Origin of the sequence: Ohtaekwangia sp., assembly GCF_036786105.1 — a bacterium.
GTDB lineage: Bacteria > Bacteroidota > Bacteroidia > Cytophagales > Cyclobacteriaceae > Ohtaekwangia.
This window is the reverse complement of record NZ_DAIQRQ010000054.1, coordinates 1-15815: the sequence shown is the minus strand read 5'-3', so window position 1 is coordinate 15815 and position 15815 is coordinate 1. Positions and strand designations below refer to the sequence as shown.

Below are 15815 nucleotides of genomic sequence, written 5' to 3'. Positions count from 1 at the left end.
AAAATAAATGTCCCTCGAGTAGCATTCGGTGGAATAATGAACAAGGAATATTGATCAACGAATGTAGAAGTAAAAACACACTACCAATCCACGCACATCTTCAGCAGCCAGTAGCTGGAAGCCAGTGGCTTACGAATTGCGTATCGAAGAAAGTTTATTCCGTTCGTCTTGCAGCTCGCGTGAAAGCTTGGTTTGTTTTTCCATGGCTCTGCGCTTATACTCCTCATACTCGTTGGTGAGCATGTTAATGGTAAGTTTCTTTTCATGCAGTGATCGCGTGATCATCTTCATACGACCGGCGAAGGTCACGATCACGGCTGCCAAGGCTACCACAAGGATTGCTACGATTGTCAGAAATGTACTTTTTTCAACATCGATGCCCAATACAGAGATGTGCGTGCTGTCGTGCAGCGCTGCTTCCATCGACTGTTCTTTTTTCTGCAGGGCAGCCCTGGCTTCAGCAACCTGAGCATTTAATTGGGCGATGTTCTTTTGGGCATCATGAATCGCTAAATCTTTTGCGGCCAGCGAATCGCGGGTAATTTTCCACACACCATCAAGTACACTTTCTTTTACCACTTTATATTCCTTAAAGGACTGTGCCTTGGCCTTCATAATGCTATAGCGTTCGCGTAAGGTGTAATTCTCCGGTGGAGATTGTACCTCCGTAGCAGCGGGTTCCTGGGCAAATGAAAATTGAAAAGTCAACAGATATACCCACAGTACCACAAAGTTTTTCAGCATTTTCATAAGCGTGACTGGTTGAATTAGTTTTTGCAACTTACAGTAACTCGTACCTTTTTACCAGTTGAATTATTTCAATTGTAAATCCAATCGATCAAAGGCAAGCTGCGAGCCATTAGCTGCTATAGGAAAGCTGCTGTAAGAAAGCTGCTGGCTTCTGGCTTCCAGCTACTAGAAGTGTGGGCAAGGGTGTTGGGTGTGGCGGTATAGGAAAGCTGCTGGCTTCTAGAAGCACGGGCAAGGATGTTGATGTAGTGTGGTCTGCTGCTTTCCTTTATACCTCAAGCTTACTACTATCTCAGGAGCCAGCAGCCTGAAGCCAGCTGCATTTCTCACAGCTCAAAGCTCACAGCTATTTCCTCACTTCCATCCTTCCTCAATGCCAAGTCCAAACAAGGCGAAGTCGTACTTCACCGGATCGATGGGATCGAACTGACGAAGTCTGGCGGTAAGTTCAAGGGCCGTTTGCCAATCGGTTTGTGTTCGCTGAATGAGCCTGAGCTTGCGTGCCACACGGTCTACATGCAAATCGCAGGGACAAACCAGGTGAGCGGGCTTGATCTTCTTCCAGATGCCGAAGTCCACACCCTTATCATCCTGGCGCACCATCCATCGCAGGTACATTACGAGCCGCTTGCAGGTTGACTTCCGCGCAGGCGCTGGTATATGTTTGCGCGTACGGTGTGGTGCATCCTCCAGACTGAAAAATATCTGTTGAAACTGGTCGAGACCTTTTTCTACAGTATCCTGATCGCGCAGGTAAAAGGCATCTTCCAGTGATTTATGATTTTCATAAAACCATTTTAGTGCTTCCAGAAAATACAGCGTGTCCGTTGCATTGAACGTACGATGCCTGAATTCCAGGAAAGGTTTCAGATCACGCTCCTGGTGATGCAGTATAAATTGATGCGGATCGTTATCCATCATCTCCATAAGCTGGCGACACTTGTTGATGATCGTCTTCCGCTGCCCCCACGCCAGCACCGCTGCAAAAAGTCCTGCAATCTCAATGTCCTGCTTCTTCCGGAACATGTGCGGTATAGAAACCGGATCATTCTCAATAAACCCGGGGCGGTTATACAACTCCACCTTCTCGTCCAGAAATTCCCGGAGTTCTGCTGTCGTTAATTTAGCTCGCTTCACACGCCAAGAATAGCACAAATAGCTGCAAGCCACAAGCCGCTGGCTACTGGATGAGGCGTTGCTTTCCCTCAGGGTTAATTTCCTGTAGCCGTAGCCAGAAACCAGCAGCTTTCCAGCAGCCATAGGGTAGCAACTGGCAGCTAGCAGCCAGAAGCTTTTCTTGCTATCTTGCCCCCAAACCTGCTTGATCGTTATGAAGAAATTCCTCAAGTACTTTATCCTTTCGGTTGTGTTGCTTATTGTACTGGTACTGGTATATGTACTGGCAACTTTTCCGCCTATTATGACGGGGATGGCCGCCAAGACTATGTGCTCTTGTGTATTTGTTATGAACCGCGAACCTCAAAGTGTAGTAGCACAAGAGTTTCAGGTATTTCCGGGCATGCCATCGCTACCGTATGAAGTAAACCGGCAAGATTCTTCCGTGTCGGTAAAGATGTTCTGGAAGACTGGTAAAGCTATATACCGCAAGGGTCTTGGTTGCACACTGCTGGCGCAGATGGATGAAGAGCAGGTACGCGCCCAGGCCATCAAACGACCACAACCGGCATTGGTTGATCAGGATACGATCGCATGGCCTTCCGGCAATCAGTTACGGGATACACTGCTGCAGGGCATTGACTATAGCAAAATACGCGAAGCCGTAAATCAGGCTTTCGCCGATAGCGATCCGGAGAATCCTGTCTTCACACATGGTGTAGCCATTGTATACGATGGTCACCTCATCGCCGAGCAATATGCTACCGGCTATGATTACAACACGCGCATGATGGGATGGTCGATGACGAAGAGTATAACCAATGCACTCGTTGGTATACTGGTGAAGGAAGGAAAGCTGAAGGTGGAAGAACCGGCACCTGTAGCCGAATGGAAGAATGATGAGCGCAGCAAAATTACTTTGAACAATTTACTGCAGGCAAGCAGCGGACTCGAATGGTCGGAGTCATACTTCTCTCCTACTGCCGACTTCCATCAAATGTTTATCAAGAGTGACAATAAAGCAGCTTATGCAGCCTCGCGTAAGTTGAAATATGAACCGGGCACGTTCTTCCAATACTCCAGCGGAACAACCAATATACTCTCACGTATCATCCGCCAAACCACAGGCGACAGTGCGTACTATCGCTTTCCGTATGAAAAACTTTTCCATCGCATCGGCATGAATACAGCTATTATAGAACCGGATGCCTCCGGTACATTTGTAGCATCTTCTTATTCGTTTGCTTCTGCACGCGACTGGGCTCGCTTCGGATTGCTATACCTCAACGATGGTGTGTGGAATGGAGAACGTATACTTCCGGAAGGTTGGGTGAAATATTCCACAACGCCGGCACCCGCTGCCAAAGCTCGTCAATATGGTGCACAGATATGGCTGAATCAGGGCGATCCCAACGATCCGAAGATTGTAGAATATCCGGGCTTACCAAGCGAAGCACTGATTTTCGATGGTTTCGAAAAGAATTTTGTGGTAATCGTGCCTTCCAAAAAACTGGTCGTTGTGCGATTAGGTGTTACCCACAATAAAAATTTCAGTCTCGCGAATCTTGTGAATGGTGTAATCGCAGCACTTCCCCATTAATCAACCGGATAACGAATGCCGAGTATCGCGCGAATGCGATCCAGTGTCTGCATCTGTTGAAGCGTATCGTTGTGCGTCATCACCGGACTTTCGGTGAGACCTTTGCGCAGGCATTCGCCAACGTGACGCGCCTCAAACTGATAACCGTATCCTTCTTCGCGGTGTACTTCTATAGGCGTGGGTTCATCTTTACCCATAGCAATCTCTACCGTGCCGATGGCATTGTGAAAACGATTCTTCATCAACAATCTTCCTTCTGTTCCGGCAATCACAGCTTCTACCGGAGTGTGGGCCGATAAAGTAGCCGAAAGTGTAGCAATAGCACCACTCGAAAACTTCATCACCATCGAGCATTGTTCATCCACACCTGTGTCGTAAAATGTAGCAACAGCTTGTATATCTACCGGTATACCTAACAGCGACTGTGCAAGGAAGACAGGATATATACCGATGTCGAGCAAAGCACCTCCACCAAGCAGCGGATTGGTTAACCGCGGAGCCACGGGTGGTTCAGGATTGAATCCGAAATCCGCCTGTATCCATTTTATGGGCCCCAATACACCGGATTGAATGATCTCCGTTACTTTCTGATACTGCGGCAGGAACTTCGTCCAGAAAGCTTCCATGATAAATACGCGTTGCGCTTTTGCATACTGCAGAATCTCTACTGTCTGGCGGCTGTTCAATGTAAAAGCTTTCTCGCACAGCACTGCTTTACGATGTTGCAGGCAAAGCATGGCATGTTCATGGTGCAAACCGTGTGGTGTAGCAATATAAATAACATCTACATCCGGAGCGGATACCAAATCTTCGTATGATGTGAAGTAGGTAGGTGCACCGTATTGCTGTGCAAATGCCTGGGCGCGTGCTTCATCACGCGAGGCCACTGCTGCCAGTGAAGCGTCTTCTACCAGCTTCAGGTCGTTGGCAAACTTGTTGGCTATCTTTCCGCAGCCAAGAATACCCCACCGTATTGTTTGCGCCATAATCTTTGTATGATCGTTTGATGTTCGTGGTAAATTAAAGAATATTGGCGGATGGCAAAAAGAGGCACACACTTCCATTTCAAACAGTTCTCCATTGCACACGACCGTTGTTCCATGAAAGTAGGCACCGATGGTGTGTTGCTCGGTGCGTGGGCCGATATACATACTGCACACACCCTGTTGGATATAGGCACCGGCACCGGTGTAATAGCATTGATGCTGGCACAACGATCTGCTGCCCTGGCAAGCATCGATGCCGTGGAACTGGAAAAGGAAGATGCCACACAGGCAACTGAAAATGTATTGAACTCACCATGGCCCGATAAGGTAAACATATATACCTGTGCTATCCAGGAATTTACTCCAGGCAAACGATACGATCTGATTGTATCCAATCCACCCTACTTCGTCAACAGCCAGGAGCCACCGGACAAACGAAGAACGCAGACGCGGCACACGGTATCATTACCTTTCGAGGATTTACTGCAGGCTGTAACACGACTGCTTGCACCCGGCGGAAGGTTCAGCATTATACTGCCCTATACGGAAGGCAACCGGTTTATAGCACTGGCTTCCGGCTACTCGCTTTCGTGTATACAGCAATGGAGCTTTCGCACCCGGGCCGGCAAACCCGTTGAACGCTGGCTGCTGACCTTTTCAGATATACCAGCACCTTTGAACACAGGCGAAGTATTGCTGTACAAACAAAGTCATGTATGGGATGATTCATACATTGCGCTAACGCGAGATTTTTATCTGAATCTCTGATGCATGGCACAGACTTTCATTGTAATTTAAGCTTCTTACAAGACTGTTCTAACATATAAAATCAGTACATTCGTTACCAGCAAAACCCAAAATTCCCTCTTATGAAAAAAGTAAACACTCTCTTCGTCCTGCTTACCCTTGCAGGTAGCGCTTCGGCGCAAACATCCTGGAACATCGACAAGACACATTCGCGAATTGGCTTCAGTGTAGCACACATGGTGGTTTCTGAAACTGAAGGCAACTTTAAAGACTACGATGCGAAAGTATCTGCGAAAACTGCCGACTTTAACGGCGCTGATGTTGAGTTCACAGCCAAGACAGCATCTATCGAAACTGATAATGAAAAGCGCGACAACCACCTGCGAAGCGGTGAGTTCTTCGATGCTGAAAAATTTCCCGAGATCAAATTCAAAGGCAACCTGGTAAAAGAAGGAAAACAGTATCTGTTAAAAGGAAACCTCACCATGCGCGATGTTACCAAGCCGGTAATCTTTCAGGTAACGTATGGAGGCACCGTAAAAGCCAATAATAGCGAGAAGGCCGGATTCAAACTTACCGGCAAAGTTAATCGCCAGGACTATGGACTGAAATGGAGCAAGACCATTGAGTCTGGCGGACTGGTGGTAGGCGATGAAGTAGACATCATCTGCAAGATCGAGCTGAACAAAGCTTAACACTTACATTTTACCACGCAGGCGCTAGACGCCCATCGTTGTTCAGGATTTTATCACTCCTGACAACGTATTGCTATTCTTTTGTGTCTAATTGTCTGCGAAGAAGTAACCCATAGTGCCCTTCACCACGTATAGACATTATCCCAAACTCCCTATGAACATGAAAATAGAAGAAGAGATCAGTCAAACCAAATTTCGGAACCCTCTTCAAAAAGCCATTATCAATGTGATCTTCACGTCAAACTGGATCCAGGATCGTCAGCAGAATTTTTTTAAACCGTATGGCATCACATCGCAACAGTTCAATATACTTCGTATTCTGCGTGGCCAATATCCCAACGGTATATCCGGCGCATCGATCAAAGCCCGCATGATGGACAAGAACTCGGATGTATCGCGGCTGCTCGATCGTTTGGAAGCCAAGGAACTGATCGAAAAGAAACTGAGCCCGCTGGATAAGCGCGCTACAGACGTTACGATCTCTTCTAAAGGACTGGATGTGTTGAACGAGATCGACAAGAAGCAACAGGAGTTCGATGGCGTAATCGCCTTATCGGAAGACGAAGCGGAGCAACTGAGCGATCTGCTCGACAAGTGCCGCAGTCGTGATTAACAAAGGTACATATAGGTATAGCGCTCACGCTATACCTATATAGACCAGGTTATATCTTCGCCAGTTCTTCCTTCACAAAGTCCATAAGCTCTTTGATATAAGACCGGCTGAAGTCGAACCGGATATTGGCAGCTTTATATATTTCAGGAATGGAGCGCATATAGCCCAGCTTCAGTGCATTCTGATAGCCCTGTAACCCTTTGGCCGGATCTTTCCTGAAATTCCTCCACACCGCAATAGCACCCAGTTGCGCCATACCATATTCGATGTAGTAGAAGGGCACTTCGTACAGATGCAGTTGCTTTTGCCACAGGTAATCTTTCGCCTCCTGAAGCCCGCTCCAATCTGTAACCGTATCAGCAAACTGATCGAAGATATGATTCCATTCGCGCTTGCGCTCTTCGGGGGAATGGCTGGCATGCTCATACAACCAGTGCTGATATTTGTCGATCGTGGCCACCCACGGCAATGTTTCGATAAGATCCTCCAGGTGATCGCGCTTGGCGCGTTTCAGTTCTTCTGCATCCGTAAAGAATACATCCCAATGATCCATCGATATCAGCTCCATTGACATGGAAGCAAGCTCGGCCACTTCAGAAGGTGTGGATTTAAAATCATTCAGCTCCAGATCACGCGTCAGGAAGTTATGAATGGCATGGCCACCTTCGTGCATGATCGTTACCATATCGCGCAGTGTTGACGTTGCATTCATAAAAATGAACGGCACGCCAATTTCTGATAACGGATAATTATATCCACCGGGAGCTTTCCCCTTGCGCGACTCCAGATCGAGATGGCCCATCTCTTTCATAATGGAAAGACACTGACCGAGGAATGGATCAAGCCTGCGAAATACTTCTATCGTTTTTTCGGTAAGTTCCTTACCGGTAGTGAAAGGCTTCAATGCCTCGCGCCCTTCCGGATCAACCGCTTTATCCCATGGACGCAGGTCAAACACTTTCAGCGCCTGCTTGCGCTCCAAAGCAAACTCATTCAACAAAGGAACAACTTCATTTTGTATAGCATCCTGAAAAGCAAAACAATCCTGCGGAGTATAGTCAAACCGACCCAGTGATTTAAACATATAGTCGCGGAAGTTTGCGAAGCCTGCATTTACCGCCACCTTGTGTCGCAGGCCAATCAACGTAGAGAACAGACTGTCCAGCGTCTCTTTGTCTTTCAGTCTGCGGTTCGAGATCAGTTTATATACCGTCTCGCGTTTCTTACGGTCGGTATCCATCAATACCACCGATGCCTGTTGTAAGGTAACTTCCTTACCCTCCCACTCAATAGTCATGGCACCGGATATTTGTGCATACTTTTGTGTTTCCGTATTGATCTCGGTATAGAGCGGCACGTTCTCATCACGGAATATCTCGATCTCTTTTTTGAGAGTACGAATCATGATATCATAACCTTCCTCTTTCGCCAGTGCATCCAGGAATGGAGATGCCGCAGCTTTCTTATTCAGTTGATCAGATACCGGTGCCACCTGGGGCTGAATGTTCTGGATAAAATCCTGGTATGATTTACTATACGTTTCATTATCGGTATAACACGTCATGTTGATATAACGCCAGGCCAGATCTTCAGAGATGATCGACTCGAGTTCGCTGCGATCTTTGAACCAATGTTTCAATGCATCGATCGATGACAGATCGCGCTCCATCAATTGATCGAAGTATGGTTTCAGGGCTTCCCAGGTTGTAACCTTGAAAGCTTCCGGCAAAAATTTACGTTGTGGTCTTTGAGGTATCGCTATAGCAGTCATGATCTTCGGCACTTAAGGTTTGAAAAACATAAAATCAAAATACAGAAATAAAAATTCCTATTGCGGCAGGAAAGTATATTCTTTACCGGCCTCTGTGGCAACATCATACTCCAGGCTGGCGGGCAACTCAATGCGCGACAATTTTGCTTCCGGTGATATGATCGGATCTTTCACATTCACTACCTCATAAAATGGATTGGTGTTGGCATCGGCCGCTTTCTTTAGCACGTTCTTTCCTGCACCTTTTAAAGGTTGATGAACACGCAGCCTGCAAACGCCTCCCAGCTTCGATTGAATGCGAAGCGATGTAATCTTTCTGTCTTTCCAGGTAACATCCACTATATATCCTCCTCGGGCTACAAGTCCTTTTACCGATCCGTCTTTCCATGCATCCGGCAGCGCAGGCAGTATATGCAAAGCACCATCGTGCGACTGCAGCAGCATCTCCGCTATACCGGAAGTACATCCAAAATTACCATCGATCTGAAAAGGCGGGTGAGCATCAAACAGGTTCGGATACGTTCCTCCTCCCCCTTCGTTTGTGCCTACCGGTTTAAGTTGATCGGTAATCAGTTTATACGCATGATTACCGTCCAGCAAGCGCGCCCACAGATTTACTTTCCATCCCATAGACCAGCCGGTAGAAACATCGCCCCGCTGTATCAATGTATTGCGCGAAGCGGCAAACAGTTCAGGTGTGCGATACGGTGTAATCTGACTGCTTGGGTACAAACCATACAGATGCGAAACATGGCGGTGTTTATCGTTCGGATTATCCCAATCGTGCATCCACTCTTGCAACTGGCTATATTTACCCACCTGCATCGGAGCCAGGCGCTCTTTCAATTGTCGTAACGTATCTGCAAAAGCTTTGTCATTCTTCAATATCTCGGAAGCCTTGATCGTGCGCGTAAAAAGATCGAACAACAATTGATTGTCCATCGTAGCACCGGCCGTAATAGAAGCTCTCTCAGTGGCGCTATATTGATAGGTATTCTCTGGTGATACGGAAGGACTCACAATCATCCAATGATGTTCGGGATCTTCCTGTAGTACATCTGCAAAAAAACGACTCGCGCCTTTCAGCACCGGGTAATACTGACGCAAAAACTGTACATCGCCAGTGAACATATAGTGCTCCCATAAATGCTGTGACAGCCATGCACCTCCCATTGGCCACAGGCCGTGCGACCTTGCTCCATCGATCGGATCAGTTACCCGCCAGATGTCTGTATTATGGTGACACGTCCAACCACGTGCACCGTATGTTTTGGAAGCACTCTCCTGGCCGGTATACGAAAGATCGTTCAACATCCTGAACAAAGGATCGTGCAGCTCGCTGAGGTTTGTTACTTCGGCAGGCCAGTAGTTCATCTCTGTGTTAATGTTGATGGTATATTTACTGTCCCACGGTGGCATCAGGTGATTATTCCATATACCTTGCAGCGTAGCGGGTTGTCCTCCCGGCTGTGAGCTGCAGATGAGCAGGTAGCGGCCGTACTGAAAATACAACGCAGCCAGATGCGGGTCGTTACCGGAAGCAAACTCAGCCAGTCGTACATCCGTTGTTTTATTGACAGCTGCGGTTGTGCCCAGATCAAGCGCAACGCGATCAAAATACTGGTGATAGAACTTCTTATGTTCGGCCAGCGCCGCAGTATATTTCTTTTTTACAGCCGCTTGTAAAAATTGCGAGGCACGTGCATGCTCATCACCGCTGATGTCGTGGTAGTTTTTAAAATTCGTTCCGATCGATATATAGATTGTAGCCGCGTTTGCTTTTGTAATGGCCAATCCTGATGTATCGGTTTTCACCGTACCGCCTTCTGTAATGGCCTGCACCTGTCCTTCAAATTCAACAGCACCTTTTACACCTTCATGATCGCCCGTAATACCGGTGATCACAAGTATATTTTGATCCGCACGCACAGCATGTTTCTGCCGGCTCTTCAGCGAAAGCTTGCAGGTAATGTTACCGGGCTTATCGGCCTGGAGGCGCATGATAATTACCTGATCGGGAAAAGAAGTAAATACTTCGCGGGTATACCGCACACCATCCACCTCGTACGATACGGTGGCTACGGCATCACTCAGCGAGAGTTCACGTTTATATGCTTGTGCACGATCGTGCCCTGGAAATTCTGCGAACAAACTTCCTACTAATTGCAGCGGCATGCCATCATTCAACGAATGTACATTCTTATCGGCCAATGCCTGTGCCTCGGCATATTTACCTTCTGCCAGTAACTTGCGGATCGGTTCAATATACTGTCCCGTAACCGGATTGATATTATTGTTCGGTCCACCAGCCCAAACTGTACCTTCATTTAACTGCAGCTCTTCCTGTTGCATACCGCCATATACCATGGCAGCCAACCGGCCGTTGCCCACGGGCAATGCTTGTTCCCATTGCGTGGCTGGTTTATCATACCATAATTTTAGAGGAGCTTGCTGTCCAAAGCTATTGAAGCAAAGCAAACTCAGTACTGTAACGATTCTGAATTTCATATACACGATTTTATCCTTAAAGTGATCACCACACAAATGTTTCAATGTGCGATGCCGTGAATATAAAACAGACCTTCAAACTTTCCGTTGAACAAAGCATTTTTTAGAGAATTATTTCGTGGCGATTATTGCACATCGCAATACACTATGGAGAAGAGCAAAGGCGAACATGCGTTCCGTTTTCATCCCAGGCAGGTGTTGGAACGCATCGGGGTGGATGGTTTTGTACTGGCATTGTTAAGTATGATCTTGCTGGCCTACCTCTGGCCCGAAGGTGGAGTATCGCAGGATGCTTTTTCACTCTCATCATTAGCGAACTATGGGGTATCGCTCATCTTCTTTTTTTACGGGCTTCGCCTGAGCGGCAAAAAATTAAAAGAAGGTCTTGGCAACTGGCGGCTGCATATACTCGTGCAGGCCAGTACATTCATACTTTTTCCACTGCTGGTGCTTCCTTTTAAAAACACATTCAGCGATACATCGGTGCAGGTGTTATGGCTTGGCACATTTTTCCTCGCGAGTTTACCTTCCACCGTTTCATCATCGGTTGTAATGGTGTCGATGGCGGAAGGAAATATACCGGCTGCTATATTCAATGCCAGTATATCCAGCATCATCGGTGTGTTCATTACTCCCCTCTGGATGGGCTTTGTTGTATCAGGTTCTTCAGAGAATATGGATCTGGGATCAATCATCCAGAAATTGATCGCGCAGGTACTGCTACCGGTTATTCTGGGGATAGCGCTAAATCCTGTGTGGGGAAATATTGCAGACAAGTATAAAAAACAATTAAAGTATTTTGATCAGGCAGTCATCCTCATCATTGTATATACCGCCTTCTGCGAATCATTCGAAAAGAAAATGTTCAGTGATCTCACGGCCGTAGAGCTGATCTTATTGGGAAGTTCTATGCTGGTGCTCTTCTCCACAGCGTATGGTATAACTGCATTGCTGTGTAATCTGTTGAAGTTTAACCGTGCCGATCGTATTACTACTGTATTCTGTGGATCAAAAAAATCGCTGGTACATGGCACCGTCATGTCCAAAGTACTATTCTCACACAGCACCATCACCGGCATACTATTATTGCCGCTCATGATGTATCACGCATTGCAGCTTATTGTAGTGAGCATGATTGCCCGTAAAATGGTGAAGAAACGTTAACTATCCGTTATCTTATACGGAAATAGTGATATAGAGTGATCGATCAGTCCAGTTTTCTTTCCATATAAATCGTTCCGGCAATGGGATTGTGCCGGTAGGGTGCGATGTTGTAAAACCCGAGAAGCCGGTACAATTCCTGCGCCTTGGCTTGACTCGGCACTGTATCGAGCCGGATGTATGCATAACGCAATTCCTTTGCCGTGTCGATGGCACGTTCCAGCAACTGTTTTCCGATCTTCAAATTCCTGTAGGCAGGCCGGACATACAGTCGCTTCAACTCGGCGGTGTTTTCGGAAAGCGCTCGAATACCTACACATCCAATAGCCGTTTCGTTGTGAAAGCATAAAAGCAGCGTGCCCTTTGGTTTTTGATATTGATGCGAAATCGTGTCAAGCTCTTTTTTAAAATCCTGAAACCCCAGGTCAAAGTCCAGCGACCCCGCATATTCTTCAAACAAGCGCCTCCCTTGTTCAAAATCTGCAGCTGTTGCAGCTGCTTTAAACTGAAGATCGCTCATGGTGTCAGCATTTTTTGAACTTGCACTATCAACTCCACCAGGCGTTCCCGCTCTTTATCTGACAGGTGCTTGACGAGGTTTTCCACTTGCGCATCCGACTGTCGATTAATCTCCCGGGCAATTCGCTTACCCTTGAGTGTCAACTCTAGCAGGTACACACGCTTGTCTTCCTTCGACTGTTTCTTGCGTAGAATGCCCTTCTTCTGGAACTGGTTGACGATGCGGCTCATATACCCTTCATCAACGCGCAATTTCTCCTTGATTTCCCGCGCTGTGATTCCCTGGTGGCTGTTCAGCTCATAGATGATCCGGGCCTCCGTCAATGAATGGTCGCCCTCAAGAATGTGGTCGTTCACAACACCTAATATAGCCGTGTAGAATCTGTTGAATTCCCGGACGGACGCAATGATCTGCTTTTGCATGCCCGAATAAAATATAAATACTTGACTATGTCAAGTATTAGCGATTCATGCATGCTATAATTCTTCTATTCTCTTCAAAAGACAATATCAATCCCTGTCCTGCCGATCGGCTGCATGGTTGGTGGTAATTTTTTGAGCTATTTATTCCCGCTTATAGCAATTATATCACTTTGTTGTATCGTGTTTCCAATCCTTGTAAATAAATCGTAGCGCATCATAATATGCAGGAATTGGTTCTGTCATGTGGTCTTCAAAAGGATAATGTTTATACTGGTGTACAAATGTTTTCAAACTATCATGGTTAAACAGTTTATCAAATTTCAATAAATCGTCCCGAAAAGCGCCATCTTCATTCCCTACGCTGTAAAAAATTTTCTTATTCCTCATTGATAGTTTTGGTAGTTTTCGTTCTGCCAATCGTAAAACATATTTATTGCCAAACCATAGTGAAGGGCTTATTGCGATATAAGCGTCAAACATATCAGGGCGCATAAGCATGCAATTAATTGTTGTCAGACCACCAAACGAATGTCCGGCAAATATTTTGAAAGGACTGGTTTTATAATTAGTCTCTATGTAAGGCATCAATTCCTGTTGGATAAAGTTTAAAAACTGCTCATTACCGCCTGATGTCTTATATTTAGAATCAACATTGCCGTCAAAGTTGATTAAGCTATTCGTAGGCGTGAGATCTTTTACACGATCCACATTAACAATGCCTACTACAATCATTGGAGGAATAACCTGCCAATGCCTTAAATATTCTATGTATGCAGAAAGGATGTGAAAATGATTCTCCCCATCTAAGAGATATAAAACGGGCAATGCCTTGTTTATATCCGCAGAGTCGAGTTTTGGAACATTAATATATACCTGGCGATCTTGATTTAAAACCCGGGAATGTATTAAATGCACATCGTTGGCGATACGATTATATAACTTTGGTCCTTGAGCTGTTGCCTGTGAACTGAGAAATATAAAGAATACTATGAAATGCTTCATGTATTTAACGAATAGTCCTTTATCGCCTTAAAATGTTAAAATGTCTCATTCGAAATTACCACCAGCGTTTATGCATACACCGTAGAGTGATCGTAACTATGTCATTGTCCATGTTACCCAACTAAGTTAGTTAAATTACTTTCGCCTTAAAAAAACACACTCTATAGTATATGCATTTTGCTGGCTGCCTTTTTATCTATAAGTCACTAAATAGTCAATCGTGGTTTCTGTCCCATTAATCGTTTTTGTCAACCGTTTTAAATTTCCGTTGTTATAGTATTCTTTACTTAATATTTCTTTGTCCAGTTGACCTTCAAGTTCTTTTGTGACTTTTATTTCTCTTTTGTTTGAGTCAAACTCATATGTCCACTTTTCAGTCGGCGGTATTTTACCCCAATAGGTAATGTAGTTTTTTTTTGTCATTATTACTTTACCGTCTTTGTACTCATAGTTCTCCTCCCAATTAATTCTTTTCCCCCTCATTCCTAGCGCCTTTTTGTTAATAAGTAAATCGTCCTTATATGTAAAGACTATTGATTCAGGGTAATTTCCAGAGTAGTCATAGCAAACTTTAATTGTGTTAAGTCTATTATCACTTGACTCATAAATAAAAATGCCTCGCTTAACCCATTTTCGGTATCTTATTAAATCCTCCTCAGCAGGAATGCATCCTCCCGGCTTTCCATCACCATATTCCGGAGCACCTTTCCTTAGTTTACTTCTTCTCTCAGATTCCCAAGTCTCCTGCTTTCTGATATTGTTCTTCGTAAAAAAATACTTCACTTTAAGAGTGTCCTCTTTTGAATTGTAATACAGTCTTTCTTCTGGAAAGTCTGCCGTGCCATATTTGTATTTGAATACACCATCAATTGGATACTTGCCGAATGCAGGTTGATAGTTATCAAAGATCTCATCCGTTATTTTTCCGTTCTTGATAATTGTCGTCTTTACAGTCACCAAGCCATGAATTTGGTCGGTCCAGAGAATTTGTCCAATGTCCCTTTTGTTATTAATTGCGACATGATCAGGAAAGATTTCCTTCTCTTGAGTTAGTCCTTGTTCCCAGGTAATTAAGATTAGTATCGTAAAGGTTAGTTGTCTCATTAGAAATTAGTCAGCTCTCTTAATGACTCACAAGTGTCTCATTTTCCATAACTCAATCATCACTTTTTTAATAAAACAATGTTTAACATTCATCCACACGCTTGATGTCTTTAGAATTCGTGAGATACTTCCCGTAGCCACATTTTTATTGATGCAGTAACTTAAAAAAAACAATAATGAAGCAAGGTTAATCACCATTACACTCCAACCGTTAACATGCAACTGATAACGATTAACTGCTATAGCAACAGCGCCGCGTACATAGAGCCTTGATAAACAGAAGGAGCTTCGGCAAGTTTTTGTACGGAAGAAAAGCCAAATTCATGCGCAAACTTTTCGAGCGCGGTATAGGCGATAGGATACGGCACCCATGTATTGGATCTACTGGTGTCGTACTCGACCAGTATAATTCTTCCGGCCGGTTTCAACGTGCTGCGGATCGCTTTCATGAAAGTATATTTATCTTTCACGTAATGAAGCGAGTTGGCCATCAGTACCCCATCCAGCAACGGAAGGTGGAGTTCATCATGAACAAAATCATGTTGCTGTGTTCGCAATGTTATACCATCCGGTAATTCTATTGTGCGCAATGCAGCAGCATCGGTATCAACAGCATGTATTATACTTTCTGCAGGAAGTTGGAAGGCCAGAGCTTTTGTGAATAGTCCACGACCCGCACCAAGATCCACCCAGACTTGCGGAGACGATGATTTTTCAATACCGGAAGAGATGAGGTGAATAGCAGTATCGAGATGCATGGAGTACCGTTGTCTGTTAAGCGTTACAAGTTAACCGTTGCACGTTAATCGATATAAGTTAA

Annotated in this window: 15 protein-coding genes; 5 read left to right on the top strand and 10 right to left on the bottom strand. The window is 45.3% G+C overall.

Translation table 11 applies throughout. The features are described 5' to 3' along the window. Positions 1-129: 129 nt before the first annotated feature. Together V7Q33_RS18285 and V7Q33_RS18280 are read right to left on the bottom strand one after the other, a co-directional pair. The gene (locus V7Q33_RS18285) at positions 130-750 is read right to left on the bottom strand and encodes a hypothetical protein (protein ID WP_331978852.1); all 621 of its coding nucleotides are present in this window, start codon (positions 748-750) and stop codon (positions 130-132) included. A gap of 354 nt (positions 751-1104) precedes the next feature. Beyond that, positions 1105-1887 (bottom strand): TIGR02757 family protein, encoded by a 783-nt coding sequence (locus V7Q33_RS18280; RefSeq protein WP_331978854.1) that lies wholly within the window; start codon positions 1885-1887, stop codon positions 1105-1107. A gap of 193 nt (positions 1888-2080) precedes the next feature. Between V7Q33_RS18280 and V7Q33_RS18275 the strand changes: the two genes are divergently transcribed. Beyond that, positions 2081-3466, top strand: coding sequence for a serine hydrolase domain-containing protein (locus V7Q33_RS18275; RefSeq protein ID WP_333820761.1), 1386 nt, complete (start codon positions 2081-2083; stop codon positions 3464-3466). Here the strand turns inward: V7Q33_RS18275 and V7Q33_RS18270 are convergent. After that, entirely contained in the window at positions 3463-4452 is a 990-nt protein-coding gene (locus tag V7Q33_RS18270) for a Gfo/Idh/MocA family protein (RefSeq protein ID WP_333820760.1), read from the bottom strand. The two genes, V7Q33_RS18275 and V7Q33_RS18270, sit on opposite strands and share 4 nt — an antisense overlap. A 51-nt stretch (positions 4453-4503) precedes the next feature. Between V7Q33_RS18270 and V7Q33_RS18265 the strand changes: the two genes are divergently transcribed. The 3 genes from V7Q33_RS18265 to V7Q33_RS18255 all read left to right on the top strand — a co-directional run bounded on the left by V7Q33_RS18265 (position 4504) and on the right by V7Q33_RS18255 (position 6507). After that, positions 4504-5220: a tRNA1(Val) (adenine(37)-N6)-methyltransferase gene (locus V7Q33_RS18265; RefSeq protein WP_333820759.1), complete on the top strand. Its 717-nt coding sequence runs from the start codon at positions 4504-4506 to the stop codon at positions 5218-5220. Between the two features lie 101 nt (positions 5221-5321). Continuing rightward, on the top strand, positions 5322-5894 hold the full coding sequence (locus V7Q33_RS18260) for a YceI family protein (protein WP_333820758.1): 573 nt from the start codon (positions 5322-5324) through the stop codon (positions 5892-5894). 154 nt (positions 5895-6048) lie between these two features. Further along, the gene (locus tag V7Q33_RS18255; RefSeq protein WP_331983416.1) at positions 6049-6507 is read left to right on the top strand and encodes a MarR family winged helix-turn-helix transcriptional regulator; all 459 of its coding nucleotides are present in this window, start codon (positions 6049-6051) and stop codon (positions 6505-6507) included. Between the two features lie 49 nt (positions 6508-6556). Here the strand turns inward: V7Q33_RS18255 and V7Q33_RS18250 are convergent, their stop codons facing one another. Then, positions 6557-8278, bottom strand: a complete 1722-nt coding sequence (locus V7Q33_RS18250; RefSeq protein WP_331983414.1) for a M3 family oligoendopeptidase — start codon at positions 8276-8278, stop codon at positions 6557-6559. Positions 8279-8335: 57 nt separating this feature from the next. Next, positions 8336-10786: a glycoside hydrolase family 95 protein gene (locus V7Q33_RS18245; protein ID WP_331983412.1), complete on the bottom strand. Its 2451-nt coding sequence runs from the start codon at positions 10784-10786 to the stop codon at positions 8336-8338. A gap of 147 nt (positions 10787-10933) precedes the next feature. Here V7Q33_RS18245 and V7Q33_RS18240 point away from each other — a divergent pair, with 147 nt between their 5' ends. Beyond that, positions 10934-11950, top strand: coding sequence for a bile acid:sodium symporter family protein (locus tag V7Q33_RS18240; protein ID WP_333820757.1), 1017 nt, complete (start codon positions 10934-10936; stop codon positions 11948-11950). Positions 11951-11993: 43 nt separating this feature from the next. Here the strand turns inward: V7Q33_RS18240 and V7Q33_RS18235 are convergent, their stop codons facing one another. From V7Q33_RS18235 to V7Q33_RS18215, 5 genes are all read right to left on the bottom strand, one after another. After that, positions 11994-12467, bottom strand: a complete 474-nt coding sequence (locus V7Q33_RS18235) for a GNAT family N-acetyltransferase (protein WP_331983408.1) — start codon at positions 12465-12467, stop codon at positions 11994-11996. Then, positions 12464-12889, bottom strand: a complete 426-nt coding sequence (locus V7Q33_RS18230; RefSeq protein ID WP_331983406.1) for a MarR family winged helix-turn-helix transcriptional regulator — start codon at positions 12887-12889, stop codon at positions 12464-12466. The genes V7Q33_RS18235 and V7Q33_RS18230 overlap by 4 nt, the downstream gene beginning before the upstream one ends. A 165-nt stretch (positions 12890-13054) precedes the next feature. Continuing rightward, a complete protein-coding gene (locus V7Q33_RS18225) occupies positions 13055-13891 on the bottom strand; it encodes an alpha/beta hydrolase (protein WP_333820756.1) in 837 nt (278 codons plus the stop codon). A 192-nt stretch (positions 13892-14083) separates the two neighbouring features. After that, positions 14084-14848, bottom strand: coding sequence for a hypothetical protein (locus V7Q33_RS18220; protein ID WP_333820755.1), 765 nt, complete (start codon positions 14846-14848; stop codon positions 14084-14086). Positions 14849-15234: 386 nt separating this feature from the next. Next, complete coding sequence (locus V7Q33_RS18215; RefSeq protein ID WP_333820754.1) at positions 15235-15753, bottom strand: class I SAM-dependent methyltransferase; 519 nt, start codon at positions 15751-15753, stop codon at positions 15235-15237. Between the last annotated feature and the right edge of the window lie 62 nt (positions 15754-15815).

Coding starts and splice junctions, on each gene's coding strand:
- V7Q33_RS18245 (WP_331983412.1), bottom strand. CDS start 10,786: ATGAAATTCAGAATCGTTACAGTACTGAGTTTGCTTTGCTTCAATAGC.
- V7Q33_RS18215 (WP_333820754.1), bottom strand. CDS start 15,753: ATGCATCTCGATACTGCTATTCACCTCATCTCTTCCGGTATTGAAAAA.
- V7Q33_RS18260 (WP_333820758.1), top strand. CDS start 5,322: ATGAAAAAAGTAAACACTCTCTTCGTCCTGCTTACCCTTGCAGGTAGC.
- V7Q33_RS18270 (WP_333820760.1), bottom strand. CDS start 4,452: ATGGCGCAAACAATACGGTGGGGTATTCTTGGCTGCGGAAAGATAGCC.
- V7Q33_RS18265 (WP_333820759.1), top strand. CDS start 4,504: ATGGCAAAAAGAGGCACACACTTCCATTTCAAACAGTTCTCCATTGCA.
- V7Q33_RS18230 (WP_331983406.1), bottom strand. CDS start 12,889: ATGCAAAAGCAGATCATTGCGTCCGTCCGGGAATTCAACAGATTCTAC.
- V7Q33_RS18240 (WP_333820757.1), top strand. CDS start 10,934: ATGGAGAAGAGCAAAGGCGAACATGCGTTCCGTTTTCATCCCAGGCAG.
- V7Q33_RS18225 (WP_333820756.1), bottom strand. CDS start 13,891: ATGAAGCATTTCATAGTATTCTTTATATTTCTCAGTTCACAGGCAACA.
- V7Q33_RS18235 (WP_331983408.1), bottom strand. CDS start 12,467: ATGAGCGATCTTCAGTTTAAAGCAGCTGCAACAGCTGCAGATTTTGAA.
- V7Q33_RS18250 (WP_331983414.1), bottom strand. CDS start 8,278: ATGACTGCTATAGCGATACCTCAAAGACCACAACGTAAATTTTTGCCG.
- V7Q33_RS18275 (WP_333820761.1), top strand. CDS start 2,081: ATGAAGAAATTCCTCAAGTACTTTATCCTTTCGGTTGTGTTGCTTATT.
- V7Q33_RS18255 (WP_331983416.1), top strand. CDS start 6,049: ATGAACATGAAAATAGAAGAAGAGATCAGTCAAACCAAATTTCGGAAC.
- V7Q33_RS18285 (WP_331978852.1), bottom strand. CDS start 750: ATGAAAATGCTGAAAAACTTTGTGGTACTGTGGGTATATCTGTTGACT.